Source organism: Kribbella speibonae (genome assembly GCF_004331375.1).
Classification (GTDB): Bacteria; Actinomycetota; Actinomycetes; order Propionibacteriales; family Kribbellaceae; genus Kribbella; species Kribbella sindirgiensis.
In genome coordinates this window covers 150,300-175,063 of record NZ_SJKC01000008.1, presented here as the reverse complement: position 1 = coordinate 175,063, position 24,764 = coordinate 150,300, and the positions used below count along the sequence as shown (strand labels likewise).

Genomic DNA, 24,764 nt, shown 5'->3' with positions numbered 1-24,764 from the left:
CATTCGAACTCGGGAGGGAATCTCAATGCCAGTCAGTCGTCGTGGTCTCTTGGCCGGAACAGCCGTCGCGGGTGCGGCCCTCGCCATCCCTGGTACGGCGTCCGCGGCCTCGGCCTCGGCCGCTGTCGCCGGTGACACGATCCGTGCGGACGACGCGCGCTACCAGGACCTGGTCCTGCGTGGACAGAACCGCCGGTTCGTCGCGAAACCCGACTACATTCGGGTGATCCGGTCGGCCGAGGACGCCGTCGCGGCCGTGCAGGACGCGGTCCGCGGCGGGAAGCGGATCGCGGTGCGCGGCGGCGGGCACTGCTTCGAGGACTTCGTGGACAACAGCGACACCGAGGTGCTGCTGGACATGTCGACGTACGACGAGATCACCTGGGACCCGCGGTACCGGGCCTTCTCGATCGGCGCCGGCGCGATCCTCGAAACCGTCTACAAGGAACTGTTCATCGGGTGGGGCCTCACGGTGCCCGGCGGGGGATGCCTCGGCGTCGGCGTCGGCGGTCACTTCAGCGGCGGCGGGTACGGGCCGCTGTCCCGCAAGTACGGCTCGGTCGTCGATCACCTGTACGGCGTGGAGGTCGTGGTCGTCGACGCCCGTGGGCGGGCGCGGTCGGTGGTGGCGACGCGCGACAACGAGCACCGCGACCTGTGGTGGGCGCACACCGGCGGTGGCGGCGGGAACTTCGGCGTCGTCACCCGGTACCTGATGCGCACCAACGGTTCCGCCGGCCGGACGCCGGCCGAGTCGTTGCCCAAGGCACCGGCCGCGTTGCGGTCCAGCATCCTGCTGTACGACTGGAAGACGACGACGCAGGCCGGCTTCCTGCGGACGGTGCGGAACTGGTTCGACTTCTTCGAGCAGCACAACACCGCGGACTCGCCGTACGCGACGCTCTACGCGCCGTTCATCCTCACGCACACGTCGGCCGGGAACTACCTGCTGTCCACGCAGATCGACGCCGCCGCGCCGAACTCGGCCGAGCTGATGAAGGCGTTCAACGCCGCGATGGTCGCGGGTGTGGACCCGAAGCCGCAGGTGATCGACGTCGGCGAGGGGCCGTTCCTGCACACCACGATGGAACGGTCGATCGGCGAGACGGCGTCGCCCGGGCGCGGGAAGTACAAGGCCGGGTACCTGAAGAAGGGGTACACCGACGAGCAGATCCTCGCGATGTACCGCGGGCTCACGGACACGACGTACACGGGTCCGGAGTCGTCGGTGCTGCTGGTCCCGTACGGCGGCAAGGTAAACACCGTGCCGTCCGGCGCGACCGCCGCCGCGCAACGTGACGTCGTCGCGAAGATGGTGCTGAGCGCGTCCTGGACGACCGCGGCCGACGACGACAAGAACCTCGCCTGGGCGCGGAAGGTGTACGCCGACATCTACCGCGACACCGGCGGTGTCCCGGTGCCGAACGCGACCAACGCCGGCTCGTACATCAACTACCCGGACGTGGACCTCGCGGATCCGGCGTACAACAAGTCAGGGGTGCCGTGGCACGACCTGTACTACCTCGGCAACTACCCGCGGCTGCAGCAGATCAAGGCCAAGTGGGACCCGCGCAACGTGTTCCGCCACAAGCTCTCGATTCAGCCGCCCGGGTAGCGGTCGAACCACGCGGTGTACGGCCCGTAGTCGCCGTGCAGTCGCCTGCCCTGGGTGAACTCCAGTGCGAAGTCGTCGGCGAGCTGGAGGATCGTCGAACGGCCCTCGACGGTGAAGACGAGCTCTGCGGGGAGAGCCGTCTCACCGTGCAGGGCGCCGAGGATGTTCCCGCAGATCGCGCCGGTGGAGTCGCTGTCGCCTGAGTGCGTGACGGCCAGCGCGAGGGCGTCGAGGAACTGCTCCGGTTCCGGGTACGCGAGGGCGGCGAACACGGCGATCGCGAGCGCTTCCTCCGCGACCCAGCCGCCGCCGAGGCGTTCGACCGTGACCGGGCCGGCGGGTGTTGTCGCAGCCAGATGCCTCGCGAACGCGAGCGCCGTACTGGTCTCCTCGTGGCACTCGTGCTTCGTCAGCAGGTCCGTGGCTTTGGTGAGCGCGTCGTCGAGGCTTGCGCCGCCGCACAGCTCACGGATGATCGCGGCCAGGGTGCCCGAGGCGAGCTTGCCGGTCGGGTGCCCGTGCGTGTACCCGGCGGCCTCCGCGGCCTTGTCGAACACCCAGTCGGCCGGGAAGTACTCCGGCAGCAGCCCGAACGGCGCGACCCGCATCACCCCGCCGCACCCCTTCGAGTCGTTGACAGCCTGCGCACCGAGCTGCGGAATCTTCGGCCCGCCTTTCCGGGCCTCGGCCAGCGCGGTCAGGCAGGTGTTGCCCGGCGCCCGGCGCGCGTACAGCCACTGCTCGCCCTGTAGCCACCCGTTGCGTTCACCGCTCGGCCCAGACAGTGTCTGCGTGTCCAGCCACCGGTCGTACGCACCGTGGAGGACGCCCACGGTGAAGCCGATCCCGCGATCCGTCCGGACACTCGCCCGGATCAGGCCCTCGACCGTGAACAGGGTCATCTGGGTGTCGTCGGTGATCGTCCCCGCGGGCCACCCGCCGGCGACGAACGCCCGTACGCCGTCCGGGTACTTCGCGAGAATCGACCGCGCGTCCTCGAACTCCACCGGCCCGCCCAGCGCGTCCCCGATCGCACCGCCCAGCAGGCATCCCCGCACCCGCGCCCGCCACGTCTCCTCAGCCACCCGCGTCATGTCAGGACCCTATCGGGGTGGTGCTGGCGCTACCTCGAGGACGGGATCTGGAGCCAGTTCGCGCGGCGCTCGCAGCTTCTACGGTCGTTGTTACAGCGCAACCGATCGTTCCAAGGAGCAGACGATGACCACCGCATTTCGTCGTACCGCCGGGCGTCTGGCCGCGGCGGCCCTCGCCACGGCCGCCCTCACGGGCGCCGCGATCGCCGGCGGTCAGGCAGCCACGGCCAGCACCAGCTGCAAGGACTCGCCGATCGCCAAGACCTTCAACGCCGTCCTCGCCGTCCGCACCGGCCCCACCCAGGACAACGCCGCCTGCGACTGAGTTTGCTGATTCTGTCCAGTCTGTCTAGACTGTTGTCCATGACGGTCACAGCTGGGCAGTGGCAGTTGCAGGAGGCGAAACAGCATTTCAGCGAGCTGATCCGGGCTGTCCGGACGGACGGTCCGCAGTTCGTGACGAAACACGGGCAGCAGGTCGCCGTCGTGCTGGACATCGTGGACTACCGGCGGATGGTGGGAGTGGAACTGGTGGAGGATTTCAAGAGTTTCCTGGCCTCGGCGCCGGATATGAGCGAGCTGGAGATCGAGCGGTCGGCCGAGCCGGTGCGGCAGGTCGACTTCGAATGAGCTTCCTCCTCGACACGAATGTCGTGTCGGAGCTACCCAAGAAGTCTCCCGACCCGGGCGTGGTCGACTGGCTCAAGTCGGTGAAGTCGGCCCAGCTGTACCTGAGTGTGATCGTGGTCGGAGAGATCAAGCAGGGTGTCGAGCGGCTCGCGGGCCGGGATCCCCAGCGAGCCACTGCGATTGACGACTGGCGGCAGCGACTTGTTCGTGGGTACTCGGACCGGATCGTTCCGGTCTCGCTGGAGGTCGCCGAGACCTGGGGCCGGCTCAACGCGAGCGCCCGGCTCCCGCTGGCAGACGGGCTGATGGCTGCGACCGCCCTCGTCTACAACTGGACCTTCGTCACCCGCAACGTCGCCGACGTCGAGCGCACCGGCGTGCGGCTACTCAACCCCTTCGGCAACTGAGACCGCTGTCCGGGGTGTGAGCGTGCCGTGAAAGAATCTGGGCATGCTGCGCTGGCTCACCGCCGGCGAGTCGCACGGACAAGCGCTCGTCGCCGTACTCGAAGGTCTTCCCGCAGGCGTTGAGGTCACCACAGATGATGTGGCCGACGCCCTGGCTCGTCGTCGGCTGGGCTACGGCCGCGGCGCCCGGATGAAGTTCGAGCGGGACGAGGTGACGTTCGTCGGCGGCTTCCGGCACGGGCTGACCCTCGGCAGCCCGGTCGCCATCCAGGTCGGCAACACCGAGTGGCCCAAGTGGGAGCAGGTGATGAGCGCCGACCCGGTCGACGCCGAGACACTGGCCGGCTTGGCCCGGAACGCCCCGCTGACCCGCCCGCGGCCCGGCCACGCCGACCTGGCCGGTATGCAGAAGTACGGGTTCGACGAGGCCCGCCCGGTGCTCGAGCGCGCCAGTGCCCGCGAGACCGCGGCCCGCGTCGCGCTCGGTGAGGTCGCGGCCCGCTTCCTCCGCCAGGCGTACGGCGTGACGATCGTCAGCCACGTCGTCGAGCTCGGCACCGTCAAGGCGCCGTACGGCGTGATCCCGGCGTACTCGGATGTCGCGGCGCTGGACGCGGACCCGGTCCGCTGCCTCGACCAGGACGCGAGCAAGCAGATGGTCGCCGAGATCGACGCCGCGCAGAAGGCCGGCGACACCCTCGGCGGCGTCGTCGAGGTCGTCGTCGACGGGCTCCCGCCGGGCCTCGGCAGCTACGTGCACTGGGACCGCCGCCTCGACTCCAAGCTGGCCGGCGCGCTGATGGGCATCCAGGCGATCAAGGGCGTCGAGCTCGGTGACGGTTTCGAGCTGGCCCGGACACCGGGCTCCAAGGCGCACGACGAGATCGTCGCCGAGGACGGTTCGGTCCGCCGGACCAGCGGCCGTTCGGGTGGCACCGAGGGCGGGATGAGCACCGGCGAGACGCTCCGGGTGCGGGCCGCGATGAAGCCGATCGCGACTGTCCCGCGCGCTCTCCGCACGATCGACACCGCCACCGGCGAGGCCGCTGCCGCGCACCACCAGCGCTCGGACGTCTGCGCCGTACCGGCCGCCGGCATCGTCGCCGAGGCGATGGTCGCGCTGGTGCTGGCCGAGGTCTCGCTGGAGAAGTTCGGCGGCGACTCGGTCGGGGAGACCGCGCGGAACCACCAGTCGTACCTGGCGAGCCTGCCGAAGACGATCACTCCGCGGGAGTGGGAGTGAGTCCGGTCGTCGTCCTGGTCGGCCCGCCCGGATCGGGCAAGTCCACGATCGCGGCGCTGCTGTCCGAGCGCCTCGGCGTCCGGCACCGCGACACCGACCACGACATCGAGGCCGCGGCCGGCAAACCGATCTCGGACATCTTCGTCGACGAGGGTGAGCCGCACTTCCGCAAGCTCGAGCGGGACGCGATCTCGGCCGCGTTGCAGGGCGACGGCGAGGTGCTGTCGCTCGGCGGCGGCGCGATCCTCGACGCCGGCACCCGCGCCGACCTCGCCGGGCACACCGTCGTCTTCCTTGACGTCAGCCTGGGGGAGGCGACCAAGCGCGTCGGCCTCAGCGTCGCGCGTCCGCTGCTGCTCGGCAACGTCCGCACCCAGCTCCGCAACCTGATGGAGGCGCGGCGCCCGCTGTACGGCGAGGTGGCCAAGCTGACGGTGCTGACCGACCAGAAGACCCCCGACCAGATCGCCGACGAGATCCTGGAGCAGCTGTCGTGAGTGCGAGGATCCGCGTCGAGGCGGCCGCGCCGTACGACGTTGTCATCGGCAACAACCTGCTCGGCGAACTGCCCGGGCTGCTCGGTGAGGGCGTGCAACGGGTCGCCGTCGTCCACCCGCGGGCGCTGCGCTCGACCGGTGACGCGATCCGCGACGACTTGACCGGTTCCGGGTTCACCGCGCACGCGATCGAGATCCCGGACGCCGAGGAGGCCAAGACCGCGGAGGTGCTGGCGTACTGCTGGTCGGTCCTCGGGCAGGCCGGTTTCACCCGCTCGGACGCGATCGTCAGCGTCGGCGGCGGCACGACGACCGACCTCGCGGGCTTCGTCGCCGCCACCTGGCTGCGCGGCGTGAAGGTCGTGCACATCCCGACCACCCTGCTCGGCATGGTCGACGCGGCCGTCGGCGGCAAGACCGGGATCAACACGGCCGAAGGCAAGAACCTGGTCGGTGCCTTCTGGGAGCCGGCCGGCGTACTGTGCGATCTCGCGTCGCTCGAGACGCTGCCCGTCAACGACTACGTCAGCGGTCTCGCCGAGGTCGTGAAGTGCGGTTTCATCGCCGACCCGGTGATCCTCGACCTGGTCGAGAAGGACCCGGCCGGCGCCACGAGTCCGTCGTACGGCGCGACCGAGGAGCTGATCGCCCGCTCCATCCAGGTGAAGGCGGACACGGTCGGTGCCGATCTGCGCGAGCGGACCACGACCGCGGGCGGTCCGATCGGGCGCGAGGGGCTCAACTACGGGCACACGCTCGGCCACGCGATCGAGCGCGTCGAGCGGTACAAGTGGCGGCACGGCGCCGCCATCAGCATCGGCATGGTCTTCGTAGCCGAACTCGCCCGCGCCGCCGGCCGCCTGGACGACGCCACCGCCGATCGCCACCGCGCAGTCCTGGAGTCGCTCGGCCTCCCGGTCAGCTACCGCGCCGACGCCTGGCCGCACCTCCAGGACGCCATGAAGCTGGACAAGAAGACCCGCGCGGACCGCCTCCGGTTCGTGATCCTGGACGCGCTGGCGAAACCGACCATCCTCGAAGCGCCCGACCCGAGCCTGCTGGTCGCGGCGTACGGCGAGATCAGTTAGGGTTCTGGAAACGCCTCGGAAAGGGCTTTCCAGATGACTGAGCGGAAGTACCGGATCGCGATCGTCGGGACCGGAGGGATCGCCGCCTCGCATGCGCGGGCCGTCGGGGCGTTGCCGGAGCGGGCCGAGCTGGTCGCGGCGGTGGATGTCGACCTGGACCGGGCGAAGGAGTTCGCCGCCCAGTGGAACATCCCGGCGACGTACTCGAGCCTGACCGACCTGCTGGCCGCCGAGCAGATCGACCTGGTCCATCTGTGTACGCCGCCGAGCTCGCACGTCCCGTTGGCCGCCGAGTGCCTCGCCGCGGATGTCGACGTGTACATGGAGAAGCCCCCGACCCTCTCGCTCGACGAGTTCGACACCCTGATGGCCGCGGAGGAGAAGTCCGCGGCGCAGGTGGCGTGCGTGTTCCAGCACCGCTTCGGCTCCGGCGCGGTCCGGCTGCGTGAGCTCCTGGCCGACGGCGTCCTCGGCCGCCCGTTGGTGGCCCTGTGCAACACCGTCTGGTACCGCGACGACGCGTACTTCGCGGTGCCCTGGCGTGGCACGTTCGACGTCGAGGGCGGCGGCCCGACGATGGGCCACGGGATCCACCAGTACGACCTGCTGCTGTCGATCCTCGGCCCGTGGGAGAAGGTGACCGCGCTCGCCGCCCGGCAGGCGCGGCCGACCCAGACCGAGGACGTGTCGATGGCGCTCGTGACGTTCGAGAACGGCGCGGTCGCGTCGGTCGTGAACTCGCTGGTGTCCGCGCGACAGACGTCCCAGCTCCGCTTCGACTGCGAGAACGCGACCGTCGAACTGGAGCACCTGTACGGCTACAAGAACCCCGACTGGACGATCACGCCGGCTCCCGGTCACGAAGACGTCGCCGCTGCCTGGTCGACCGATCTGCCGGATGTGGCAAGCGGTCACACCGCACAGCTCGCCGCGATCCTCGACGCCAAGGCCGCGGGTGCGCCCACTCCAGTCACGCTGGCCGAGGCCCGCAACACGCTCGAACTCGCCGCGGCCATCTACGCCTCCGCGTTCACCGACAAGCCGATCCGGCGCGGTGAGCTCGCCCACGGCACGCCGTACGCGCACCGCATGGGCGGCCCCGGCGCCCCCTGGAGCTAGACGGCCTGCCGCTAGGGTGATGGCTGTGACGGATGTGAGCAGGCGCGTGCTGGTGCTGAACGGGCCGAACCTCGGGCGGCTGGGATCGCGGGAGCCGGAGAAGTACGGTACGACGACGTTCGCCGAGCTGACCGGGGTGTGCGAGAAGACCGGCGCCGAGCTCGGGTTCGAGGTCGACGTCCGGCAGACCGACGACGAGGCCGAGCTGGTCGGCTGGCTGCACGAGGCCGCGGACGGCCGGACTCCCGTCGTCCTCAACCCGGCCGCGTTCACGCACTACTCGTACGCGCTGCGGGACGCGATCGCGCAGCGCACCGCTCCGCTGATCGAGATCCACCTCACCAACCCGGCCACCCGCGAGGAGTTCCGGCACACCAGCGTGGTCGCCGGGGTCGCGACCGGGACCATCGCCGGCTTCGGGCTCGACTCGTACCGGCTCGCGCTCCGCGCGCTCACCGCCCTCGATTCATAACCAATCTGCCCTTTCGGGCATCAGGTGGTTGTGGGCAGATTTCGCACCGCGACGCGGGCAGGTTTCACTGGCGGACGGCCAAGAGATCGGGGTGAGACGCCGGTGAAATGCCGGTGCCGCACCCTAGGCGTTGGATCGTGACGCCGGCTGTCGATGGCCCGATGGGGCCGACGGTCCGGCCGCACGATCGGGAGGAAATCGACGCATTGGGGGTTCGTGTGACTACGGATTCGATCCGTTCCGTTCAACAACGCTCTGGGGGAGTGACAAGAATGACGACACAACAGGTGGGACAACCGCTCGGTCAGCAGCACCGCATTCCGGTCTGGGTCAAGGCCCTCGACCCGCTGTCGCAGTTCGGGCTGGTGCACACGCTGCGCCAGCGGCCCGAGATCAGCCTGATCGGTGACGCCGACCTGGCATCACAGTTGCCGTCGCAGCTGCCGGCGCAGGCGCCGTCACAATCGTCGGGCCAGCGCACCGCCCCGCCAGTGGTCGCGTTGGTCGCCGTCGACTCGCTGGATGCCGGTGCTGTTCAGGTACTCCGGGCCGCGATGCAGCGCGGCTGCCGCCGGACCGTGCTGATCGGCAGCACGATCGACGACGAAGCGCTGATGACCGCGGTCGAGCTAGGGGTTTCCGGCGTACTTCGGCGTGCCGAGGCGACCGGAGACCGGATCGTGCACCTGGTGCAGGCTGCTGCTGCAGGGGACGGCAGCCTGCCCCCTGACCTGCTGGGACGGCTGCTCGGTCAGGTCTCGCGGATGCAGCGGCATGTGCTGGCGCCGCGAGGCCTGTCCCACACCGGTCTGTCCGACCGGGAGACCCAGGTGCTGCGACTGGTCGCGGACGGCAAGGACACGCAGGAGATCGCCCGGGAGCTGTCCTACTCGGAGCGCACGGTCAAGAACGTCCTCCACGACGTCACCAGCCGCCTGCAACTCAGGAACCGCTCCCACGCCGTCGCCTACGCCCTGCGCGAGGGGCTGATCTGAGGCACTGAACCTGCGAGCTCGACGGGACTTGCTACGTCCTGTCGGGCTCGCAGGCCGGAGCTGTGCAAACACGAGGGCTGTCAGCACGATGAGGCCGCCGACCGCCTGGAGTGCGGTGAGGTGCTGGGCGAGGACTAGCCACCCGACTGTGGTGGCTACTACTGGGCTCAGCAGGCCCAGGAACGTGACCTCGGTTGCGACGAGTTCCCCGAGGCCGCGGAACCACAGTGCGTAGGCGACCGCCGAGCCGAACAGGGCCAAGTAGGCATAGCCGGCGAGGTTTCGCAGGGTGAAGTCGGGGAGGGCGCCCTCGACCAGGACGGTCACTGGTAGGAGTACCAGTCCACCGGCCACCAGCTGCCAACCGGTAGTGGCCAGGAGGGGAGCGGGTGACGTCCAGCGCTTGCTGAGTACGACGCCGAACGCCATGACGACCGCAGCGCCGGCGGCCGCGAGTACTCCCCACATGTCGAGCCGTGCTGTAGCCCGCAGTACCAGCAGGCCGACGCCGAACACGCCTGCCAGGGCAGTGAAAACGGTCCGCAGCGACAGGCGCTGACGCAGCAGACCAGCTGACAGCAACGCGACCAGGAGCGGCTGGATCGCACCGACCGTGGCCGCGACGCCACCTGGCAGCCGGTATGCACCGACGAACAGCAGCGCGTTGAAGGCGCCGATGTTGAGCGTGCCGAGGACCAGCGAGCGCCACCACCAGCTGCCGCGCGGCAGGACACGCGTGATCGCGACGAGCAGGAGGCCGGCCGGCAACGCCCGCAGGAGCGCAGCGAGCAGCGGACGGTGGGGCGGCAGGAACTCGGTGGTCGCCACGTAGGTGGTGCCCCACAGCATCGGCGCGATCGCCGTGGTCAGGAGGAGAGCGGAACGTCGATTGCTTAGCACTAAGATAAAGTATCTCAGCGCTAAGAAACTTTCAAGTGTCTCACCGCTAAGCGATCTGGACGCTAGGCTGGGTGAATGGCAGATCACGTCGACCTGGTGCTCGAGCAATGGCGGGCGCGGCGGCCGGACCTGGATCCGTCGCCGATGGGCGTCATCGGGCGGATGAGCCGCCTCGGTGCGCTGTTCGACGCCGAGCTGCGGCGGAACTTCGGCAAGCACGATCTGGACCGCGCGTCCTTCGACGTCCTCGCGACCCTGCGGCGCAGCAACGCCGAGCACAGCCTGACGCCCGCGGGGCTGATGCACTCGTCGATGGTCACGTCCGGGGCGATCAGCCAGCGTCTGGACCGGCTGGAGGCCCGCGGGCTGGTGACGCGGGCACCTAGTGAGACTGACCGTCGTGGCGTGCTGGTGACCCTGACGCCCGAGGGGCTGGAGCTGATCGACAAGGTGCTGCCGACCCACGTCGACACCGAGGCGCAGCTGCTCGCCGGCCTGTCGGCGGACGAACAGGACCAGCTGGCAGGTCTGCTGCGGACGCTCCTGGAGTCGCTGGGCGACAGGCGGGACTGACAGGTCATGACTGGTCTCAGCAGTGACTCGGCATCGGCTGGGTTGCTGCGGACCGCCCTCGTTCGGCAGTTGGTAGCTGCCGGCACGATCCGCGACGAGCGCGTTGCTGCGGCGTTCGAGGCGGTGCCACGGCATGTGTTCGTCCCGCACGCTCCGCTCGACGTCGCGTACGCGGACGATGTCGTACCGATGAAGAAGAACCAGGCCGGTGTGGTGACCAGCTCGGTGTCGCAGCCGAGCATCGTCGCGCTGATGCTGCAGCAGGCCGCGATCCGGCCGGGGGACAGGGTCCTCGAGATCGGCTCCGGCGGGTACAACGCCGCGCTGCTGAGGGAGCTGGCCGGGGCGGGTGGTGCGGTGACCTCGGTCGACATCGACCCGGAGGTGACGGACCGGGCGCGCGAGTCGCTGGACGAGGCTGGGTACGGCGATGTGACCGTGGTGCGATCCGACGGCGCGTTCGGTGTCCCGGAGTGCGCGCCGTACGACCGGATCGTGGTGACGGTGACCGCGTGGGACATCGCCGGCGCGTGGCTGCGGCAGCTCCGGCCGGGCGGGCGCATCGTCGTACCGCTGCGGATGCGCGGGCAGACGCGGGCGATCGCATTCGACCTGGTCGGCGACCACCTGGAGAGCCGGTCCACGACGGCGTGCGGGTTCGTCAGCATGCAGGGAGCGGGTGCGGACTACGAGCGGCGGGTCCCGCTGCAGGACGGCGGGCTGATCTTCGACGAGGACCAGGAAGGCGACCCGCATCCGCCGTACGACGTACTGACGTTGCCGGGTGTGCAGACGTGGTCCGGGGTGGAGGTGCATCGTGAGGAGCCTTTGCTCGACCTCTACCTGTGGCTGGCGAGCACACTGCCCGGGTACTGCGTTCTGGCTGGTCCTGAGTGGCCGTGGGTGGCCGCTGTCGCTACGGAGGACAGCCTGGCGTACCTCGCGTCACGTGGCGGTGGCGACGACGTGCACGTCGAACTCGGCTGCAGCGGTCATGGTCCGCAGGCCGGTCAGCTGATCGACCACATGCTCGACCAGGTGCAGACCTGGCGTCGCAGGCGTCCGGTGTTTCAGGTGCATGCCTCAGACGCCGTACTGCCGCAGGGCTTCCACATCGCCCGGCGGCACAGCTACATCACTGTGAGGTGGGTGGAGTAGCCCGCGGCGGGTTGCTGACGGTCTGCCAGAGCTCCTCGATGTCGGAGCGATCCTCCGGCTCGGGCTTGTCGACCCAGCCGCTGGCCCACACGTTCTCGTCACGGTCGTTCACGTTGAAGATCGACTCCGCGAACGCCGCGGAACCGACGTACCGCTCGTCGTCTCCATCAGACTCATCACGTACGTCGGCACGCTGCTGAGCCGCCGGCGGCGCGACCAGGGAACGGGCGTACTTCTGCCCCTCGAGGATCCCCATCTCGCGCTCGTCGCTCAGCAACCGGATCGCCCCAACCTCGTTGCCCTTGTTCATCAGGTCCCGCACTCGCGTGTCCAGGTCCTGCTTCGGCGTCGGCAGGTTGTTCTGCTGCGGCCGATGCGCCGGCGGCTGGTACGGCCCCGGGTTGTACTGCACCGGAGGCTGGAACTGGACCGGCGGCTGGAACTGCGCGGGCGGCTGGAACTGCGCCGGAGCCTGGAACTGCGCGGGCGGCGGGTACATCTGTGGCCCGCCGGGGCCGGCGGCCTGGGTGAACTGCCCCTGGAACTGGACCGGCTGGTTGCCGCCCTGCTGGGCCTGGATCTTCTCGATCAGCGCCTGCATGCGGGCGTTCGGCTGGCCGTTGGCGCCGCCGGACTGCTGCCGGGCCTTGTTGATCAGGCCGACCACGATCATCACCACGACGAAGATCACAAACCCCGTCATCGCCGGCCTCCTGGCACCTCGGTAGCGGTCTGGAGGCCAGCCTAACGGTCACCCAGGTTCGCGGAATCGGCGAAAGCGATAGTGACCGCTACAATTTGTTGTGAGAGTGCGTCCGAGGCCCCATCGCCTACTGCGCAGCACTCGGCACGGCACCTCGCCGCACCGAGCACTTGCTCGCTACGGCGCTGGGGCCTCGGACGCACTCTGACCGCTGATCGATTTCGAAGGGCATACCCGCGTGGCATCGACGAACGACCTCAAGAACGGCATGGTGCTCGACCTGGACGGACAGCTGTGGTCCGTCGTGTGGTTCCAGCATCACAAGCCGGGCAAGGGCGGCGCCATCGTCCGGACCAAGCTGAAGAACGTGCTGTCCGGCAAGGTGGTCGACAAGACCTTCAACGCCGATGTCAAGGTCGATGTGGCCACGGTCGACAAGCGCGACATGACGTACCTGTACAACGACGGCTCGGCCTACGTGTTCATGGACAAGTCGACGTACGAGCAGCTGCTTCTCCAGCCCGAGGTGGTTGGCGACGCCTCCCACTTCCTCCTGGAGAACCAGGACGCGATCGTCGCGGTCCACGACGAGCTCCCGCTGTACGTCGAGCTCCCGGCCTCGGTCGAGCTTACCGTCGAGTACACCGAGCCCGGTCTGCAGGGCGACCGCTCCAGCGGCGGCACCAAGCCGGCCAAGCTGGAGACCGGTTACGACATCCAGGTCCCGCTCTTCCTGACCACCGGCGAGAAGGTCAAGGTCGACACCCGCACCGGGGACTACCTCGGCCGCGTCACCTCCTGAGCAGCGCAACCTCTAGGGAAAGTCGACAACAGAAGATGTCTGCCCGGAGCAAGGCCCGCAAGCGCGCGCTCGACGTGCTGTTCGAGTCGGAGGTCAGGGGGTTGCCGGTCGGCGGCACCCTGGCTGACCGGGTGGCCGACAACGACCCGCCGGTGAACGAGTTCACCGTGGCGCTGGTCGAAGGTGTCGCGAAGCACAGCGAGCAGATCGACGACCTGCTCGAGACCCATTCGGTGGGCTGGACGCTGGACCGGATGCCGGCCGTCGACCGGAACATCCTGCGGATCGGCGCCTACGAGCTGCTGTTCGACGACCAGGTCCCGGACGTGGTCGCGGTGAGCGAGGCGGTCGCGCTGGCGCGGGACCTGTCGACCGACGAGTCCCCGACGTTCGTCAACGGACTGCTGGCGAGACTGCTGCAGCTGAAGCCCACACTGGGCGTCTGAACGAGCTGCTGGTACGACGCTGCAGGGCAAAGTCACTGCAGGGCAAAGTCACTGCAGGGAGATGAGGGGGGCGAGCCCTCTCTGTGGCCCGGTAACCGTCTCGGTACGGTCCCGGGCCGCCTTTGCGTCCCCGTGCGCGGCCGGTGAGGTGGTACCTGCCGCTGGTACTGCTTCGGTCCTGCTCTGTTCGGTCTGTCTGAGGAAGGTGGGCGGCCGCGGGCCAGCTGCTACAAGCCCCGACCGTCTAGTACCTTCGCCAGATTGCTGCCTTCTCAGGCGTCAGGCGCCGGCGGCCTCGGACGATTCCTCGACGTCACCCTTCGCCTCCGGGTTCAGCACACCCCAGGAGATGAAGCGCTCGGTCAGCGTCGTCGGCGACTCGTCGTAAATCACCGCGAGCGTCCGCATGTCGTCCTGACGGATCGACAGCACCTTGCCGTTGTAGTCCCCACGCTGAGCCTGGATCGTGGCCGCGTACCGCGTCAGCGGACCGGCCTCGCTCGCGTCGAGGTGTTGCAGAGCCTCCAGGTCGAGGATCAACCGGGGAGGAGCGGCAGCCGCGGCCGCTGCGCTGGCGGATCCAGGAAGCAGCTCACGGATCGGCACGCCGTAGAAATCGGCGAGCTCCGCGAGCTTCTGGACCGTGACGGCTCGATCGCCGCGCTCGTACGAGCCGACGACAACCGCCTTCCAGCGACCCTTGGACTTCTCTTCCACGCCATGCAGCGACAAACCTTGCTGCTGGCGGATGGCACGTAGCTTGCCACCCAGTGTCTTCGCGTATTCGCTCGGCACGCTGGTTCTTCCCTCCGACTAGTTTCGTCATGTCCGGCCCGCAGGGAACGGGCCGGAAGGTGAAACCCCCCTCGATTACACAGAGTAACAATATTCTGGGCCGGAGGCCAGCGTCAAGACGGCGTGTCACATCCGATACCATGTCAAGCGGTCCGAACGTCCTTTAAAGACCCGTCCAGAGAGGCGGGAAAGGAGGAACGGTAGCGATGAGCCCTGCCCAGAGCGCAGAGCACCCCGAGACCGCGCAGCCGCCGAAACGCAGCAGCCGCGAGGTCCTCGACGCTTCCGACATATCCCGGGCACTGACCCGGATCGCCCACGAGATCCTCGAGCGGAACCGCGGCGCCGACCCGGTCGTCCTGCTCGGCATCCCCAGCCGCGGAGTCCCGCTCGCGCAACGCGTCTCGGCCCGCATCCAGGCCGTCGAGGGGCAGAGCGTACCGACAGGGTCACTCGATGTGACCATGTACCGCGACGACATCGGCCTCAAACCGCCCCGCGGGCTGGAACACACCGACATCCCCGCGGACGGGATCGACGGCAAGGTCGTCGTCCTCGTCGACGACGTGCTGTTCTCCGGCCGGACGATCCGCGCGGCCCTCGACGCGCTCGGCGACATCGGCCGCCCGCGCGCCGTCCAGCTCGCCGTCCTGGTCGACCGCGGCCACCGCGAGCTGCCGATCCGCGCCGACTACGTGGGTAAGAACCTGCCGACCTCCCTGGTGGAGCGGGTCACCGTCCACCTGACGGAGTACGACGGGCAAGACGCCGTACTGATCGCCGACAGGGGGGCGAAATGAAGCACCTGCTGAGCGCCGCGGACCTGAACCGCGACGAGGCGCAGCTGATCCTCGACACCGCCGAGGAGATGCGGTCGCTGGCCGACCGTCCGATCAAGAAGCTGCCCGCGCTGCGCGGGCGGACCGTGGTGAACCTGTTCTTCGAGGACTCCACCCGGACCCGGATCTCGTTCGAGGCGGCGGCCAAGCGGCTGTCCGCGGACGTCATCAACTTCTCCGCGAAGGGCTCGAGCCTGAGCAAGGGCGAGAGCCTCAAGGACACCGCGCTGACCTTGCAGGCGATGGGCGCCGACGGCGTCGTCTGCCGGCACGGGTCGTCGGGTGCGCCGCACCTGCTGGCGAAGTCGGGCTGGATGACCGGGTCGGTGGTGAACGCCGGCGACGGGACCCACGAGCACCCGACCCAGGCGCTGCTCGACGCGTTCACGATGCGCCGGCACCTCGGCTCCCTGGAGGGCCGCCGGATCACGATCGTCGGCGACGTCCTGCACTCGCGGGTCGCGCGGTCGAACGTGCTGCTGCTCTCGACGCTCGGCGCCGAGGTGACCGTGGTCGCCCCGCCGACGCTGGTCCCGGTCGACATGAGCAGATGGCCGTGCGTCACGTCGTACGACTTCGACGCGGTGCTGCCGAAGAGCGACGCGGTGATGATGCTGCGGGTGCAGCGGGAGCGGATGAACGACGCGTTCTTCCCGAGCGCCCGCGAGTACACGCGGCGCTACGGCCTGGACAGGAACCGGATGGCGCAGCTGCCCGACGAGGCGATCGTGCTGCACCCCGGGCCGATGAACCGCGGGATGGAGATCAGCGCCGAGGTCGCCGACTCCACCCGTTCGGTGATCGTCGAGCAGGTCACGAACGGCGTGGCGATCCGGATGGCCGTCCTGTACCTGCTGCTATCTGGAAGTAACGAGACCGAGGAGCACACAGCATGACCGCATACCTGATCACCGGCGCACGCATCGTGGGCGGTGACCAAGCGGACCTGCTGATCGACAACGGCGAGATCGTTGCCACCGGCACGGGCCTGGACGCGCCCGCCGACGCGCAGATGATCGACGCGCACGGGCTGGTCGCGCTGCCGGGTCTGGTGGACCTGCACACGCACCTGCGCGAGCCCGGCCGGGAGGACGCCGAGACGGTCTTCACCGGCACCCGCGCGGCCGCGAAGGGCGGGTTCACCGCGGTCTTCGCGATGGCCAACACCGACCCGGTCGCCGACACCGCCGGTGTGGTCGAGCAGGTCTGGCGCCTCGGCCGCGACGCCGGGTACGCCGACGTGTACCCGATCGGCGCGGTCACGGTCGGGCGGAAGGGCACGCAGCTCGCGGAACTCGGCGCGATGGCCGACTCCGCCGCCCGGGTCCGGGTGTTCTCCGACGACGGCGACTGTGTCTGGGACGCCGCGCTGATGCGCCGCGCCCTCGAGTACGTGAAGGCGTTCGACGGTGTGATCGCCCAGCACGCGCAGGAGCCGCGGCTCACGCAGGGCGCGCAGATGAACGAGGGAGCGCTGTCCGGCGTTCTCGGTCTGACCGGCTGGCCGAGTGTCGCCGAGGAGGCGATCATCGCCCGTGACATCTTGCTGAACGCGCACGTCGGGTCGAAGCTGCACGTCTGCCACCTGTCCACCAAGGGCTCGGTGGAGATCGTTCGCGCGGCGAAGCGCCGCGGGCTCGAGGTGACCGCCGAGGTCACCCCGCACCACCTGCTGCTGACCGAGGAGCTCGCCGCCTCCTACAACCCGGTCTACAAGGTGAACCCGCCGCTGCGCACCAAGGAGGACGTCGAGGCGGTCCGCGAGGGCCTGGCCGACGGCACGATCGACATCGTCGCCACCGATCACGCGCCGCACCCCGTCGAGGACAAGGACTGCGAGTGGAGCGCGGCCGCGTTCGGCATGACCGGGCTCGAAACCGCGCTGAGCGTCGTCCAGCACGCGATGATCGACACCAAGCTGCTGACCTGGGCCGAGGTCGCCGACCGGATGAGCTACCGGCCGGCCGCGATCGGTCAGGCGACCGAGCACGGCCGTCCGCTCGAGGCCGGTGCGCCGGCGAACGTGGTCCTGTACGACCCCCGGGTCGAGCGGACCGTCGTACCGGAGGAGTCGGTGTCGCTGTCGCGGAACACGCCGTTCGAGGGAATGACGCTGCCGGGCAAGGTGGTGGCGACGTTCCTGCGCGGTACGCCGACCGTCCTGGACGGTGAGCTGACCAAGTGAAGGCCTTCTTAGGCGTTCTCGGCACGCTGCTGGTGCTGGCAGCGGGCTACTTCGGCATGTACCGGGGCTGGCGCAACCGCCAGTCCCGGCAGGCTGACCTGGCGCCCTTGCCCACGGCGCCGGAAACCACAACGCGCGGAGTCGAGGGCGTGTACGTCGCCACGACGAGCGCCGGCGACTGGATGGACCGGATCGCCGTGCACGAACTGGGCGTCCGCGCCACCGCGGACCTGGCCGTCAGTGAGGCCGGCCTGATCTTCCACCGGCAGGGCGCGGCGGATGTCTTCATCCCCGCGGACCACCTGACCGGGGTCCGGACCGACCGTGGCATCGCCGGCAAGGTGACCGCGGAGAAGTCCGGCCTCGTCGTGGTCACCTGGACCCACGACGGACGTGAGCTCGACACCGGGTTCCGTCCACGTCGTAAGGCCGACACCGCCGCCCTGACCGCATCCATCTCGACCTTGATCGGAGCATCATGAGCCAGCCAGCGCTGCTGGTCCTGGAGGACGGCCGGGCGTTCACCGGTACGTCGTACGGGGCGACCGGTGAGACCTTCGGCGAGGCGGTGTTCACCACCGGGATGACCGGCTATCAGGAGACACTGACCGACCCGTCGTACCACCGGCAGATCGTCACCCAGACCGCGCCGCACATCGGCAACACCGGGATCAACGACGAGGACGACGAGTCGCAGAAGATCTGGGTCGCCGGGTACGTCGTCCGCGACCCGGCCCGGGTGTCGTCGAACTGGCGCGCGAAGCGATCGCTCGACGACCAGCTGAAGGGTCAGCAGATCGTCGGGATCTCCGGGATCGACACCCGCGCGCTGACCCGGCACCTGCGGGAGCGGGGCGCGATGCGGGCGGGGATCTCCACCGAGATCCTGGACCCGGCCGAGCTGCTGCGGAAGGTCCTCGAGCAGCCGCCGATGGTCGGCGCGGACCTCGCGTCGGAGGTGACGACGTTCGAGCCGTACGTCGTCCCGGCCGAGGGGGAGAAGCGCTTCACGGTGGTCGCGCTCGACCTCGGGATCAAGACCATGACGCCGAAGCGGATGTCCGAGCGCGGCATCGAGGTCCACGTGATGCCCGCGAACGCCTCGCTGGACGAGATCCTCGCGGTGAACCCGGACGGCATCTTCATGAGCAACGGCCCGGGTGACCCGGAGACCACCGAGCACCCGACCACGCTGCTGAAGGAACTGCTGCAGCGGGGCAAGCCGTACTTCGGGATCTGCTTCGGCAACCAGGTGTTCGGGCGGGCGCTCGGACTGGGCACGTTCAAGCTCAAGTACGGGCACCGCGGGATCAACCAGCCGGTGCTCGACCGGGCCACCGGCAAGGTGGAGATCACCGCGCAGAACCACGGCTTCGCGGTGGACGCGCCGATCGACGGCGCTCTCGAGACTCCGTACGGGACGGCTGAGGTCAGCCACGTCTCGCTCAACGACAACGTGGTCGAAGGGCTCAAGCTCACCGGCAAGGACGGGCGCGTGCTCGCCTTCTCGGTGCAGTACCACCCCGAGGCGGCGGCCGGTCCGCACGACTCGGCGTACCTCTTCGACCGCTTCGTAGAGCTCATGGAAGGGCGGAACTGATGCCGCGCCGTACCGACATCGATTCGGTCCTGGTGATCGGGTCCGGCCCGATCGTGATCGGGCAGGCCTGCGAGTTCGACTACTCCGGCACCCAGGCCTGCCGGGTGCTGCGCGAGGAGGGTTTCCGGGTCGTCCTGGTGAACTCCAACCCGGCGACGATCATGACCGACCCGGAGTTCGCCGACGCCACGTACGTCGAGCCGATCACCCCGGAGTACGTCGAGAAGGTGATCGAGAAGGAGCGCCCGAACGCGCTGCTCGCCACCCTCGGCGGCCAGACCGCCCTGAACGCGGCGATCGCCCTGCACGACAACGGCGTACTGGAGAAGTACGGCGTCGAGCTGATCGGCGCGTCCGTGGACGCGATCCAGCGCGGTGAGAACCGGGAGTCGTTCAAGCACATCGTCGAGAAGCTGGGCGCGGAGGTCGCGCGCTCGCACATCTGCCACACGCTCGACGACGTGATGGGCGCGGCCGATGCGCTCGGGTACCCGCTGGTGGTGCGGCCGTCGTTCACGATGGGCGGCGTCGGCAGCGGTATGGCGTACGACGAGGCGGACCTGCGCCGGATCGCCGGCGCCGGACTGCACGCCAGCCCGACCACCGAGGTGCTGATCGAGGAGTCGATCCTCGGCTGGAAGGAGTACGAGCTGGAGGTGATGCGCGACAAGGCCGACAACGTCGTGATCATCTGCTCGATCGAGAACGTCGACCCGATGGGCGTGCACACCGGCGACTCGATCACGGTCGCGCCGGCGATGACGCTGACCGACCGCGAGTACCAGGTGATGCGGGATCTCGCGATCGGCATCATCCGTGAGGTCGGCGTCGACACCGGCGGCTGCAACATCCAGTTCGCGGTGAACCCAGAGGACGGCCGGCTGATCGTCATCGAGATGAACCCGCGGGTGTCCCGCTCGTCCGCGCTGGCGTCGAAGGCGACCGGGTTCCCGATCGCCAAGATCGCCGCGAAGGTCGCGATCGGCTACACGCTGGACGAGATCCCGAACGACATCACCCGGCAGACGCCGGCCAGCTTCGAGCCGACGCTGGACTACGTGGTGGTGAAGGTGCCGCGGTTCGCGTTCGAGAAGTTCCCGGCCGCGGACGCCACGCTGACCACGCACATGAAGAGCGTCGGCGAGGCGATGGCGATCGGCCGGAACTACACCGAGGCGCTGCAGAAGGCGCTGCGGTCGCTGGAGAAGCCGGAGGCCCGGTTCTCCTGGGCCGGCCAGCCCGCCAGCGAGCTGGAGCCGTTGCTGGAAGCAATCAAGACGCCGCAGGACGGCCGGCTGCGGATCGTGATGGACGCGATCCGGGCGGGCGCCACCCCGGAGCAGATCTTCGACGCGACGAAGATCGACCCGTGGTTCGTGGACCAGCTGTACCTGATCCACGAGACCGCTCTCCAGGTCGCGGCCGCGCCGCGGCTGACGCCGGACGTGATCAAGCTGGCCAAGCGGCACGGGTTCTCCGACCTACAGCTGGCCGAGATCCGCGGCCTCACCGAGGACGTCGTCCGCGGCGTCCGGCAGGCGCTCGGGATCCGGCCGGTCTACAAGACGGTCGACACCTGCGCGGCCGAGTTCAAGGCCGAGACGCCGTACCACTACTCGTCGTACGACGAGGAGTCCGAGGTCGCGCCCCGGACCGAGCCCGCGGTGCTGATCCTCGGCTCCGGGCCGAACCGGATCGGGCAGGGCATCGAGTTCGACTACTCGTGTGTGCACGCCTCGATGGCGCTGCGCGAGGCCGGCTACTGCACGATCATGGTGAACTGCAACCCGGAGACGGTCTCGACCGACTACGACACCTCCGACCGGCTGTACTTCGAGCCGCTCACCTGCGAGGACGTGCTCGAGATCGTGTACGCCGAGTTGCAGGCCGGACCGGTCGCGGGCGTGATCGTCCAGCTCGGCGGCCAGACGCCGCTCGGCCTGGCGCAGCGGCTCGCGGACGCCGGCGTACCGATCGTCGGAACGTCGCCCGAGGCGATCCACCTCGCGGAGGAGCGGGGCGCGTTCGGCAAGGTGCTCGCGGACGCGAAGCTGCCGGCGCCGAAGCACGGTACGGCGCTGTCCGCCGAGGAGGCGCACGGGGTGGCCGAGGAGATCGGGTTCCCGGTGCTGGTGCGGCCGTCGTACGTGCTCGGCGGGCGCGGGATGGAGATCGTCTACAGCTCCGCCGAGTTGAGCGCGGCGCTGGAGCGGCTCGGCGGCGGTCAGGCGTTCGAGCACCCGGTGCTGATCGACCGGTTCCTCGACGACGCGGTCGAGATCGACGTCGACGGGCTGTTCGACGGCGAGGAGCTGTTCCTCGGCGGCGTGATGGAGCACATCGAGGAGGCCGGCGTGCACTCCGGCGACTCGTCCTGCGCGCTGCCGCCGATCACCCTCGGGAACGCGGACATCGAGAACATCCGTCGCTCCACCGAGGCGATCGCCCGCGGTGTCGGCGTCCGGGGCCTGCTGAACGTGCAGTACGCGCTCGCCGGCGACGTCCTCTACGTGCTGGAGGCCAACCCGCGGGCGTCCCGGACGGTGCCGTTCGTGTCGAAGGCGACCGCGACGCCGCTGGCCAAGGCCGCGGCCCGGGTGATGCTCGGGGCAACCATCTCCGAGCTGCGGGCCGAGGGCATGCTGCCGGCGACGGGAGACGGCGGGACGCTGCCGACGACGACGCCGATCGCGGTCAAGGAGGCCGTGATGCCGTTCAACCGGTTCCGGACCGTCGACGGCCGGTCGGTCGACACGGTGCTCGGGCCGGAGATGAAGTCCACCGGCGAGGTGATGGGCATCGACGAGACCTTCGGTACGGCGTTCGCGAAGTCGCAGGCCGGGGCGTCGCAGCCGCTGCCCGCGGACGGGAAGGTGTTCGTCTCGGTCGCGAACCGGGACAAGCGGCACATGATCTTCCCGGTCAAGCGGCTGGCCGATCTCGGGTACCAGATCTACGCGACCGAAGGCACCGCGGACGTTCTGCGGCGCAACGGCGTCGAGGCGGTCACGGTCCGCAAGAGCAGCCAGGGCCCGGGCCCGAACGGTGAGCCGACGATCGTCCAGATGGTCCAGGACGGTGAGCTGAACCTGATCGTCAACACGCCGATCGGGATCACCCAGGGCGGCTCGCCGCGGATCGACGGGTACGAGATCCGCAGTGCGGCGGTGGCGCGGAACATCCCGTGCATCACCACCGTGCAGGGCCTCGCGGCCGCGGTCCAGGGCATCGAGGCACAGCGCACCGGCGACATCGGCGTCCGCTCGCTGCAGGACTGGGTCCCGAGGATCCGCGGTGTCTGAGCGGCAGCTGCCCGCGCGACCGGCGGCGGGGCGCTCGGCGTACGAGCGCTTCGTCCGGCCGGTTCTGTACCGGATCGGTCGCGGTGACGCAGAGATCGCCCACGAGCAAACCCTCCGCGCCCTCCAGCTCCTCGGCCGAATCCCGGGCGCGGCGACGATCGGCGCCCGGGCCTTCGGCGGCTCGGGCCTCGCCCGCACCGTGTTCGGCGTCCGGTTCCCCTCACCCGTCGGGCTGGCGGCCGGGATGGACAAGAACGGGATCGCGCTGCGGGCGTGGCCCGCGATCGGGTTCGGCTTCGTCGAGGTCGGGACCGTGACGGCACATCCGCAATCCGGCAACGAGAAGCCCCGCCTGTTCCGGCTCGTGGAGCATGAGGCGGTCATCAACCGGATGGGGTTCAACAACCTCGGATCGGCTGCGCTGGCCGCGCGACTGGCGGCGTACGGCGACCTCGGCTATCCGCTCGGCATCTCGATCGGGAAGTCGAAGGTGACGCCGCTGGAGGACGCGGTCGAGGACTACGTGACCTCGCTGCGCCGCCTCTACCGGTACGGCGACTACTTCGCGGTCAACGTCTCCTCGCCGAACACCCCTGGACTGCGCTCTCTCCAGGACGCCGGACACCTCCGCGAGCTGCTGACCGCGCTGCACGCCGAGGCCGCCGCGCTGACCGTCGCCGGGCTGGCTCCGAAGCCGATCCTGGTGAAGATCGCGCCGGATCTGACCACGTCGGCGATCGACGAGCTGCTCCAGGTCTGCACCGGCGCCGGCGTCGCCGGAATCATCGCCACCAACACGACGATCGACCGGGCGGGCGTCGCGGGACACCCGCTGGCCGGGGAGACCGGCGGCCTGTCCGGGCGGCCGCTCGCCGAGACCTCGGCGAAGGTCGTCGCGCACATCCACGCCGAGACCGCGGGAGCGCTCCCGGTGATCGGAGTCGGCGGGATCGTCGACCCGTCGGACGCGACCCGCCTCTTCGACGCGGGCGCCAGCCTCGTCCAGGTGTACAGCGGACTGATCTATCGAGGGCCGGGGCTGATCCGGCAGATCAACAGGAGATTGCCATGAGCAACGAGACCTTCGGGAGCGACATGTCTGCGAAACCGTTCGGCGGCCGGCTGCGGGTCGCGATGGACACGCGCGGGCCGCTGTGCGTCGGCATCGACCCGCACGCGCACCTGCTCGACGCCTGGGGCCTGCCCGACACCGCCGAGGGCCTGGCGTCGTTCACGTACGGCGTCGTGGACGCGCTCGCCGACCGGGTCGCGGTGTTCAAGCCGCAGTCCGCGTTCTTCGAGCGCTTCGGGTCGGCCGGGATCGCCGTTCTGGAGCAGGCGACGATCCGGCTGCGCGAGGCCGGGGCGCTGGTGATCATCGACGCGAAGCGCGGCGACATCGGTACGACGATGGCCGGGTATGCGTCGGCGTACCTGGCGGAGAAGGGGCCGCTGGCGTGCGATGCGCTGACGGTCAGCCCGTACCTCGGGTTCGGCTCGCTGCAGCCGGCGATCGACGAGGCCCGGGAGGCGGGAGCGGGGTTGTTCGTGCTCGCGCTCACCTCGAACCCGGAGGGCCCGCAGTTCCAGTCGGCCCGCACCGCCGACGGCCCGACGGTGGCCGGCGCGGTCCTCGACGGTCTGCGGGCGCTGAACGCCGACGCCGACGGCCTCGGGTCCTTCGGCGCGGTCGTTGGCGCCACCATCAGTTCCACCGATGAGAACCTGGACATCAACGGCCCGCTGCTCGCACCCGGTCTCGGCGCCCAGGGCGGCACGGCCGAGGGTCTCACCGAGGTCTTCGGGTCCGCGGTGCGCAACGTCGTACCGTCCAGCTCCCGGGAAATCCTCGGAGCCGGCCCCGACGCCACCGCCCTCCAGGACGCCGCCGCGCGCACGAACGACGCCTACCGCACGGTCCTCGGCTACTAACGCCCAACCGCGCCACGGAACCTGTCCCGCCCGGCGTCGCCGCGCCGGTCAGCCCTGGGCGGGGGAGGATTGCTGCTTGGGTTCGGCGCGGTACTCCAGGTGCGGGGAAACAAAGGTGCACCGAGTGACCATTTCTCTCCCCACCACGACAGCTCACCGCACAGCTACACCCCGCGCCGGCGCCTGCGGCGCGCCGGCATCAGGGACGGCCCAGTCCACCACAACCTGTCCCGCCCGATCCGCCGAGTCGTGGCGTTTGGTTGCCCCTCGAATCCCCGAGTCGTGGATCGAGGCTGCGGGTGAGCGCCAAAGCCCACGACTCGACGGCTCCGGTGCACCCACCTTCAGTCACAAGACCCGGATAACCCC

General features: G+C 69.5%; 25 protein-coding genes and 1 pseudogene. 22 read left to right on the top strand and 4 right to left on the bottom strand.

Annotation, left to right across the window (positions count from 1 at the left end; genetic code table 11):
* Positions 1 to 25 precede the first annotated feature (25 nt).
* A complete protein-coding gene (locus tag E0H92_RS39745) occupies positions 26 to 1,615 on the top strand; it encodes an FAD-binding oxidoreductase (protein WP_131499942.1) in 1,590 nt (529 codons plus the stop codon).
* On the opposite strand, the gene E0H92_RS39740 is transcribed toward E0H92_RS39745, so the two are convergent.
* The gene (locus tag E0H92_RS39740) at positions 1,600 to 2,709 is read right to left on the bottom strand and encodes an ADP-ribosylglycohydrolase family protein (protein ID WP_131499941.1); all 1,110 of its coding nucleotides are present in this window, start codon (positions 2,707 to 2,709) and stop codon (positions 1,600 to 1,602) included. The genes E0H92_RS39745 and E0H92_RS39740 overlap by 16 nt on opposite strands.
* Positions 2,710 to 2,833: 124 nt before the next feature.
* On the opposite strand from E0H92_RS39740, the gene E0H92_RS39735 reads away from it, so the two are divergent.
* The 9 genes from E0H92_RS39735 to E0H92_RS45690 all read left to right on the top strand — a co-directional run bounded on the left by E0H92_RS39735 (position 2,834) and on the right by E0H92_RS45690 (position 9,160).
* Complete coding sequence (locus E0H92_RS39735) at positions 2,834 to 3,034, top strand: hypothetical protein (RefSeq protein ID WP_131463248.1); 201 nt, start codon at positions 2,834 to 2,836, stop codon at positions 3,032 to 3,034.
* Positions 3,035 to 3,072: 38 nt separating this feature from the next.
* Positions 3,073 to 3,339, top strand: a complete 267-nt coding sequence (locus tag E0H92_RS39730) for a type II toxin-antitoxin system Phd/YefM family antitoxin (protein ID WP_202868383.1) — start codon at positions 3,073 to 3,075, stop codon at positions 3,337 to 3,339.
* A complete protein-coding gene (locus tag E0H92_RS39725; RefSeq protein ID WP_131499940.1) occupies positions 3,336 to 3,746 on the top strand; it encodes a type II toxin-antitoxin system VapC family toxin in 411 nt (136 codons plus the stop codon). Before E0H92_RS39730 ends, E0H92_RS39725 begins: the two co-directional genes overlap by 4 nt.
* A 43-nt stretch (positions 3,747 to 3,789) precedes the next feature.
* On the top strand, positions 3,790 to 4,989 hold the full coding sequence (aroC, locus tag E0H92_RS39720) for a chorismate synthase (protein ID WP_202874072.1): 1,200 nt from the start codon (positions 3,790 to 3,792) through the stop codon (positions 4,987 to 4,989).
* A complete protein-coding gene (locus E0H92_RS39715; RefSeq protein ID WP_131499938.1) occupies positions 4,986 to 5,486 on the top strand; it encodes a shikimate kinase in 501 nt (166 codons plus the stop codon). The genes aroC and E0H92_RS39715 overlap by 4 nt, the downstream gene beginning before the upstream one ends.
* Positions 5,483 to 6,574 carry a 3-dehydroquinate synthase gene (gene aroB, locus E0H92_RS39710; RefSeq protein ID WP_131463252.1) on the top strand — a complete coding sequence of 364 codons (1,092 nt, stop codon included), beginning with the start codon at positions 5,483 to 5,485 and terminating at the stop codon, positions 6,572 to 6,574. Before E0H92_RS39715 ends, aroB begins: the two co-directional genes overlap by 4 nt.
* 33 nt (positions 6,575 to 6,607) lie before the next feature.
* Entirely contained in the window at positions 6,608 to 7,693 is a 1,086-nt protein-coding gene (locus E0H92_RS39705) for a Gfo/Idh/MocA family protein (RefSeq protein WP_131499937.1), read from the top strand.
* Between the two features lie 34 nt (positions 7,694 to 7,727).
* The gene (gene aroQ, locus E0H92_RS39700) at positions 7,728 to 8,165 is read left to right on the top strand and encodes a type II 3-dehydroquinate dehydratase (protein ID WP_131463370.1); all 438 of its coding nucleotides are present in this window, start codon (positions 7,728 to 7,730) and stop codon (positions 8,163 to 8,165) included.
* Between the two features lie 107 nt (positions 8,166 to 8,272).
* Positions 8,273 to 9,160, top strand: coding sequence for a helix-turn-helix transcriptional regulator (locus E0H92_RS45690; RefSeq protein WP_338068894.1), 888 nt, complete (start codon positions 8,273 to 8,275; stop codon positions 9,158 to 9,160).
* 78 nt (positions 9,161 to 9,238) lie between these two features.
* Here the strand turns inward: E0H92_RS45690 and E0H92_RS39690 are convergent.
* Positions 9,239 to 10,060: pseudogene (locus tag E0H92_RS39690) on the bottom strand (EamA family transporter); the annotation flags it as partial.
* A gap of 75 nt (positions 10,061 to 10,135) precedes the next feature.
* Here E0H92_RS39690 and E0H92_RS39685 point away from each other — a divergent pair.
* Together E0H92_RS39685 and fxlM are read left to right on the top strand one after the other, a co-directional pair.
* Complete coding sequence (locus E0H92_RS39685; protein ID WP_131463255.1) at positions 10,136 to 10,633, top strand: MarR family winged helix-turn-helix transcriptional regulator; 498 nt, start codon at positions 10,136 to 10,138, stop codon at positions 10,631 to 10,633.
* Between the two features lie 6 nt (positions 10,634 to 10,639).
* On the top strand, positions 10,640 to 11,791 hold the full coding sequence (fxlM, locus tag E0H92_RS39680) for a methyltransferase, FxLD system (protein WP_131499936.1): 1,152 nt from the start codon (positions 10,640 to 10,642) through the stop codon (positions 11,789 to 11,791).
* Here fxlM and E0H92_RS39675 read toward each other — a convergent pair.
* Positions 11,769 to 12,494 (bottom strand): hypothetical protein, encoded by a 726-nt coding sequence (locus E0H92_RS39675; RefSeq protein WP_131463257.1) that lies wholly within the window; start codon positions 12,492 to 12,494, stop codon positions 11,769 to 11,771. The genes fxlM and E0H92_RS39675 overlap by 23 nt on opposite strands.
* Positions 12,495 to 12,732: 238 nt before the next feature.
* Between E0H92_RS39675 and efp the strand changes: the two genes are divergently transcribed.
* A complete protein-coding gene (gene efp / locus E0H92_RS39670) occupies positions 12,733 to 13,296 on the top strand; it encodes an elongation factor P (protein WP_131463258.1) in 564 nt (187 codons plus the stop codon).
* A 35-nt stretch (positions 13,297 to 13,331) separates the two neighbouring features.
* Positions 13,332 to 13,742, top strand: coding sequence for a transcription antitermination factor NusB (gene nusB, locus E0H92_RS39665; RefSeq protein WP_131293877.1), 411 nt, complete (start codon positions 13,332 to 13,334; stop codon positions 13,740 to 13,742).
* A 279-nt stretch (positions 13,743 to 14,021) separates the two neighbouring features.
* Here nusB and bldD read toward each other — a convergent pair whose 3' ends face one another.
* Positions 14,022 to 14,537, bottom strand: a complete 516-nt coding sequence (bldD, locus tag E0H92_RS39660; RefSeq protein ID WP_130388461.1) for a transcriptional regulator BldD — start codon at positions 14,535 to 14,537, stop codon at positions 14,022 to 14,024.
* A gap of 206 nt (positions 14,538 to 14,743) precedes the next feature.
* Between bldD and pyrR the strand changes: the two genes are divergently transcribed.
* The 8 genes from pyrR to pyrF are packed head-to-tail and all read left to right on the top strand — an operon-like array spanning position 14,744 to position 24,395.
* Positions 14,744 to 15,337: a bifunctional pyr operon transcriptional regulator/uracil phosphoribosyltransferase PyrR gene (pyrR, locus tag E0H92_RS39655; protein WP_131463259.1), complete on the top strand. Its 594-nt coding sequence runs from the start codon at positions 14,744 to 14,746 to the stop codon at positions 15,335 to 15,337.
* Complete coding sequence (locus E0H92_RS39650) at positions 15,334 to 16,272, top strand: aspartate carbamoyltransferase catalytic subunit (RefSeq protein WP_131463260.1); 939 nt, start codon at positions 15,334 to 15,336, stop codon at positions 16,270 to 16,272. Before pyrR ends, E0H92_RS39650 begins: the two co-directional genes overlap by 4 nt.
* Positions 16,269 to 17,561: a dihydroorotase gene (locus E0H92_RS39645; RefSeq protein WP_131499935.1), complete on the top strand. Its 1,293-nt coding sequence runs from the start codon at positions 16,269 to 16,271 to the stop codon at positions 17,559 to 17,561. Before E0H92_RS39650 ends, E0H92_RS39645 begins: the two co-directional genes overlap by 4 nt.
* Positions 17,558 to 18,043 carry a PH-like domain-containing protein gene (locus E0H92_RS39640; RefSeq protein WP_131463262.1) on the top strand — a complete coding sequence of 162 codons (486 nt, stop codon included), beginning with the start codon at positions 17,558 to 17,560 and terminating at the stop codon, positions 18,041 to 18,043. Before E0H92_RS39645 ends, E0H92_RS39640 begins: the two co-directional genes overlap by 4 nt.
* The gene (carA, locus tag E0H92_RS39635; RefSeq protein ID WP_131499934.1) at positions 18,040 to 19,161 is read left to right on the top strand and encodes a glutamine-hydrolyzing carbamoyl-phosphate synthase small subunit; all 1,122 of its coding nucleotides are present in this window, start codon (positions 18,040 to 18,042) and stop codon (positions 19,159 to 19,161) included. The genes E0H92_RS39640 and carA overlap by 4 nt, the downstream gene beginning before the upstream one ends.
* Positions 19,161 to 22,463 carry a carbamoyl-phosphate synthase large subunit gene (gene carB / locus E0H92_RS39630; protein ID WP_131499933.1) on the top strand — a complete coding sequence of 1,101 codons (3,303 nt, stop codon included), beginning with the start codon at positions 19,161 to 19,163 and terminating at the stop codon, positions 22,461 to 22,463. Before carA ends, carB begins: the two co-directional genes overlap by 1 nt.
* On the top strand, positions 22,456 to 23,535 hold the full coding sequence (locus tag E0H92_RS39625) for a quinone-dependent dihydroorotate dehydrogenase (RefSeq protein ID WP_238173803.1): 1,080 nt from the start codon (positions 22,456 to 22,458) through the stop codon (positions 23,533 to 23,535). Before carB ends, E0H92_RS39625 begins: the two co-directional genes overlap by 8 nt.
* Complete coding sequence (gene pyrF / locus E0H92_RS39620; protein ID WP_238152836.1) at positions 23,532 to 24,395, top strand: orotidine-5'-phosphate decarboxylase; 864 nt, start codon at positions 23,532 to 23,534, stop codon at positions 24,393 to 24,395. The genes E0H92_RS39625 and pyrF overlap by 4 nt, the downstream gene beginning before the upstream one ends.
* Positions 24,396 to 24,764: the final 369 nt, after the last annotated feature.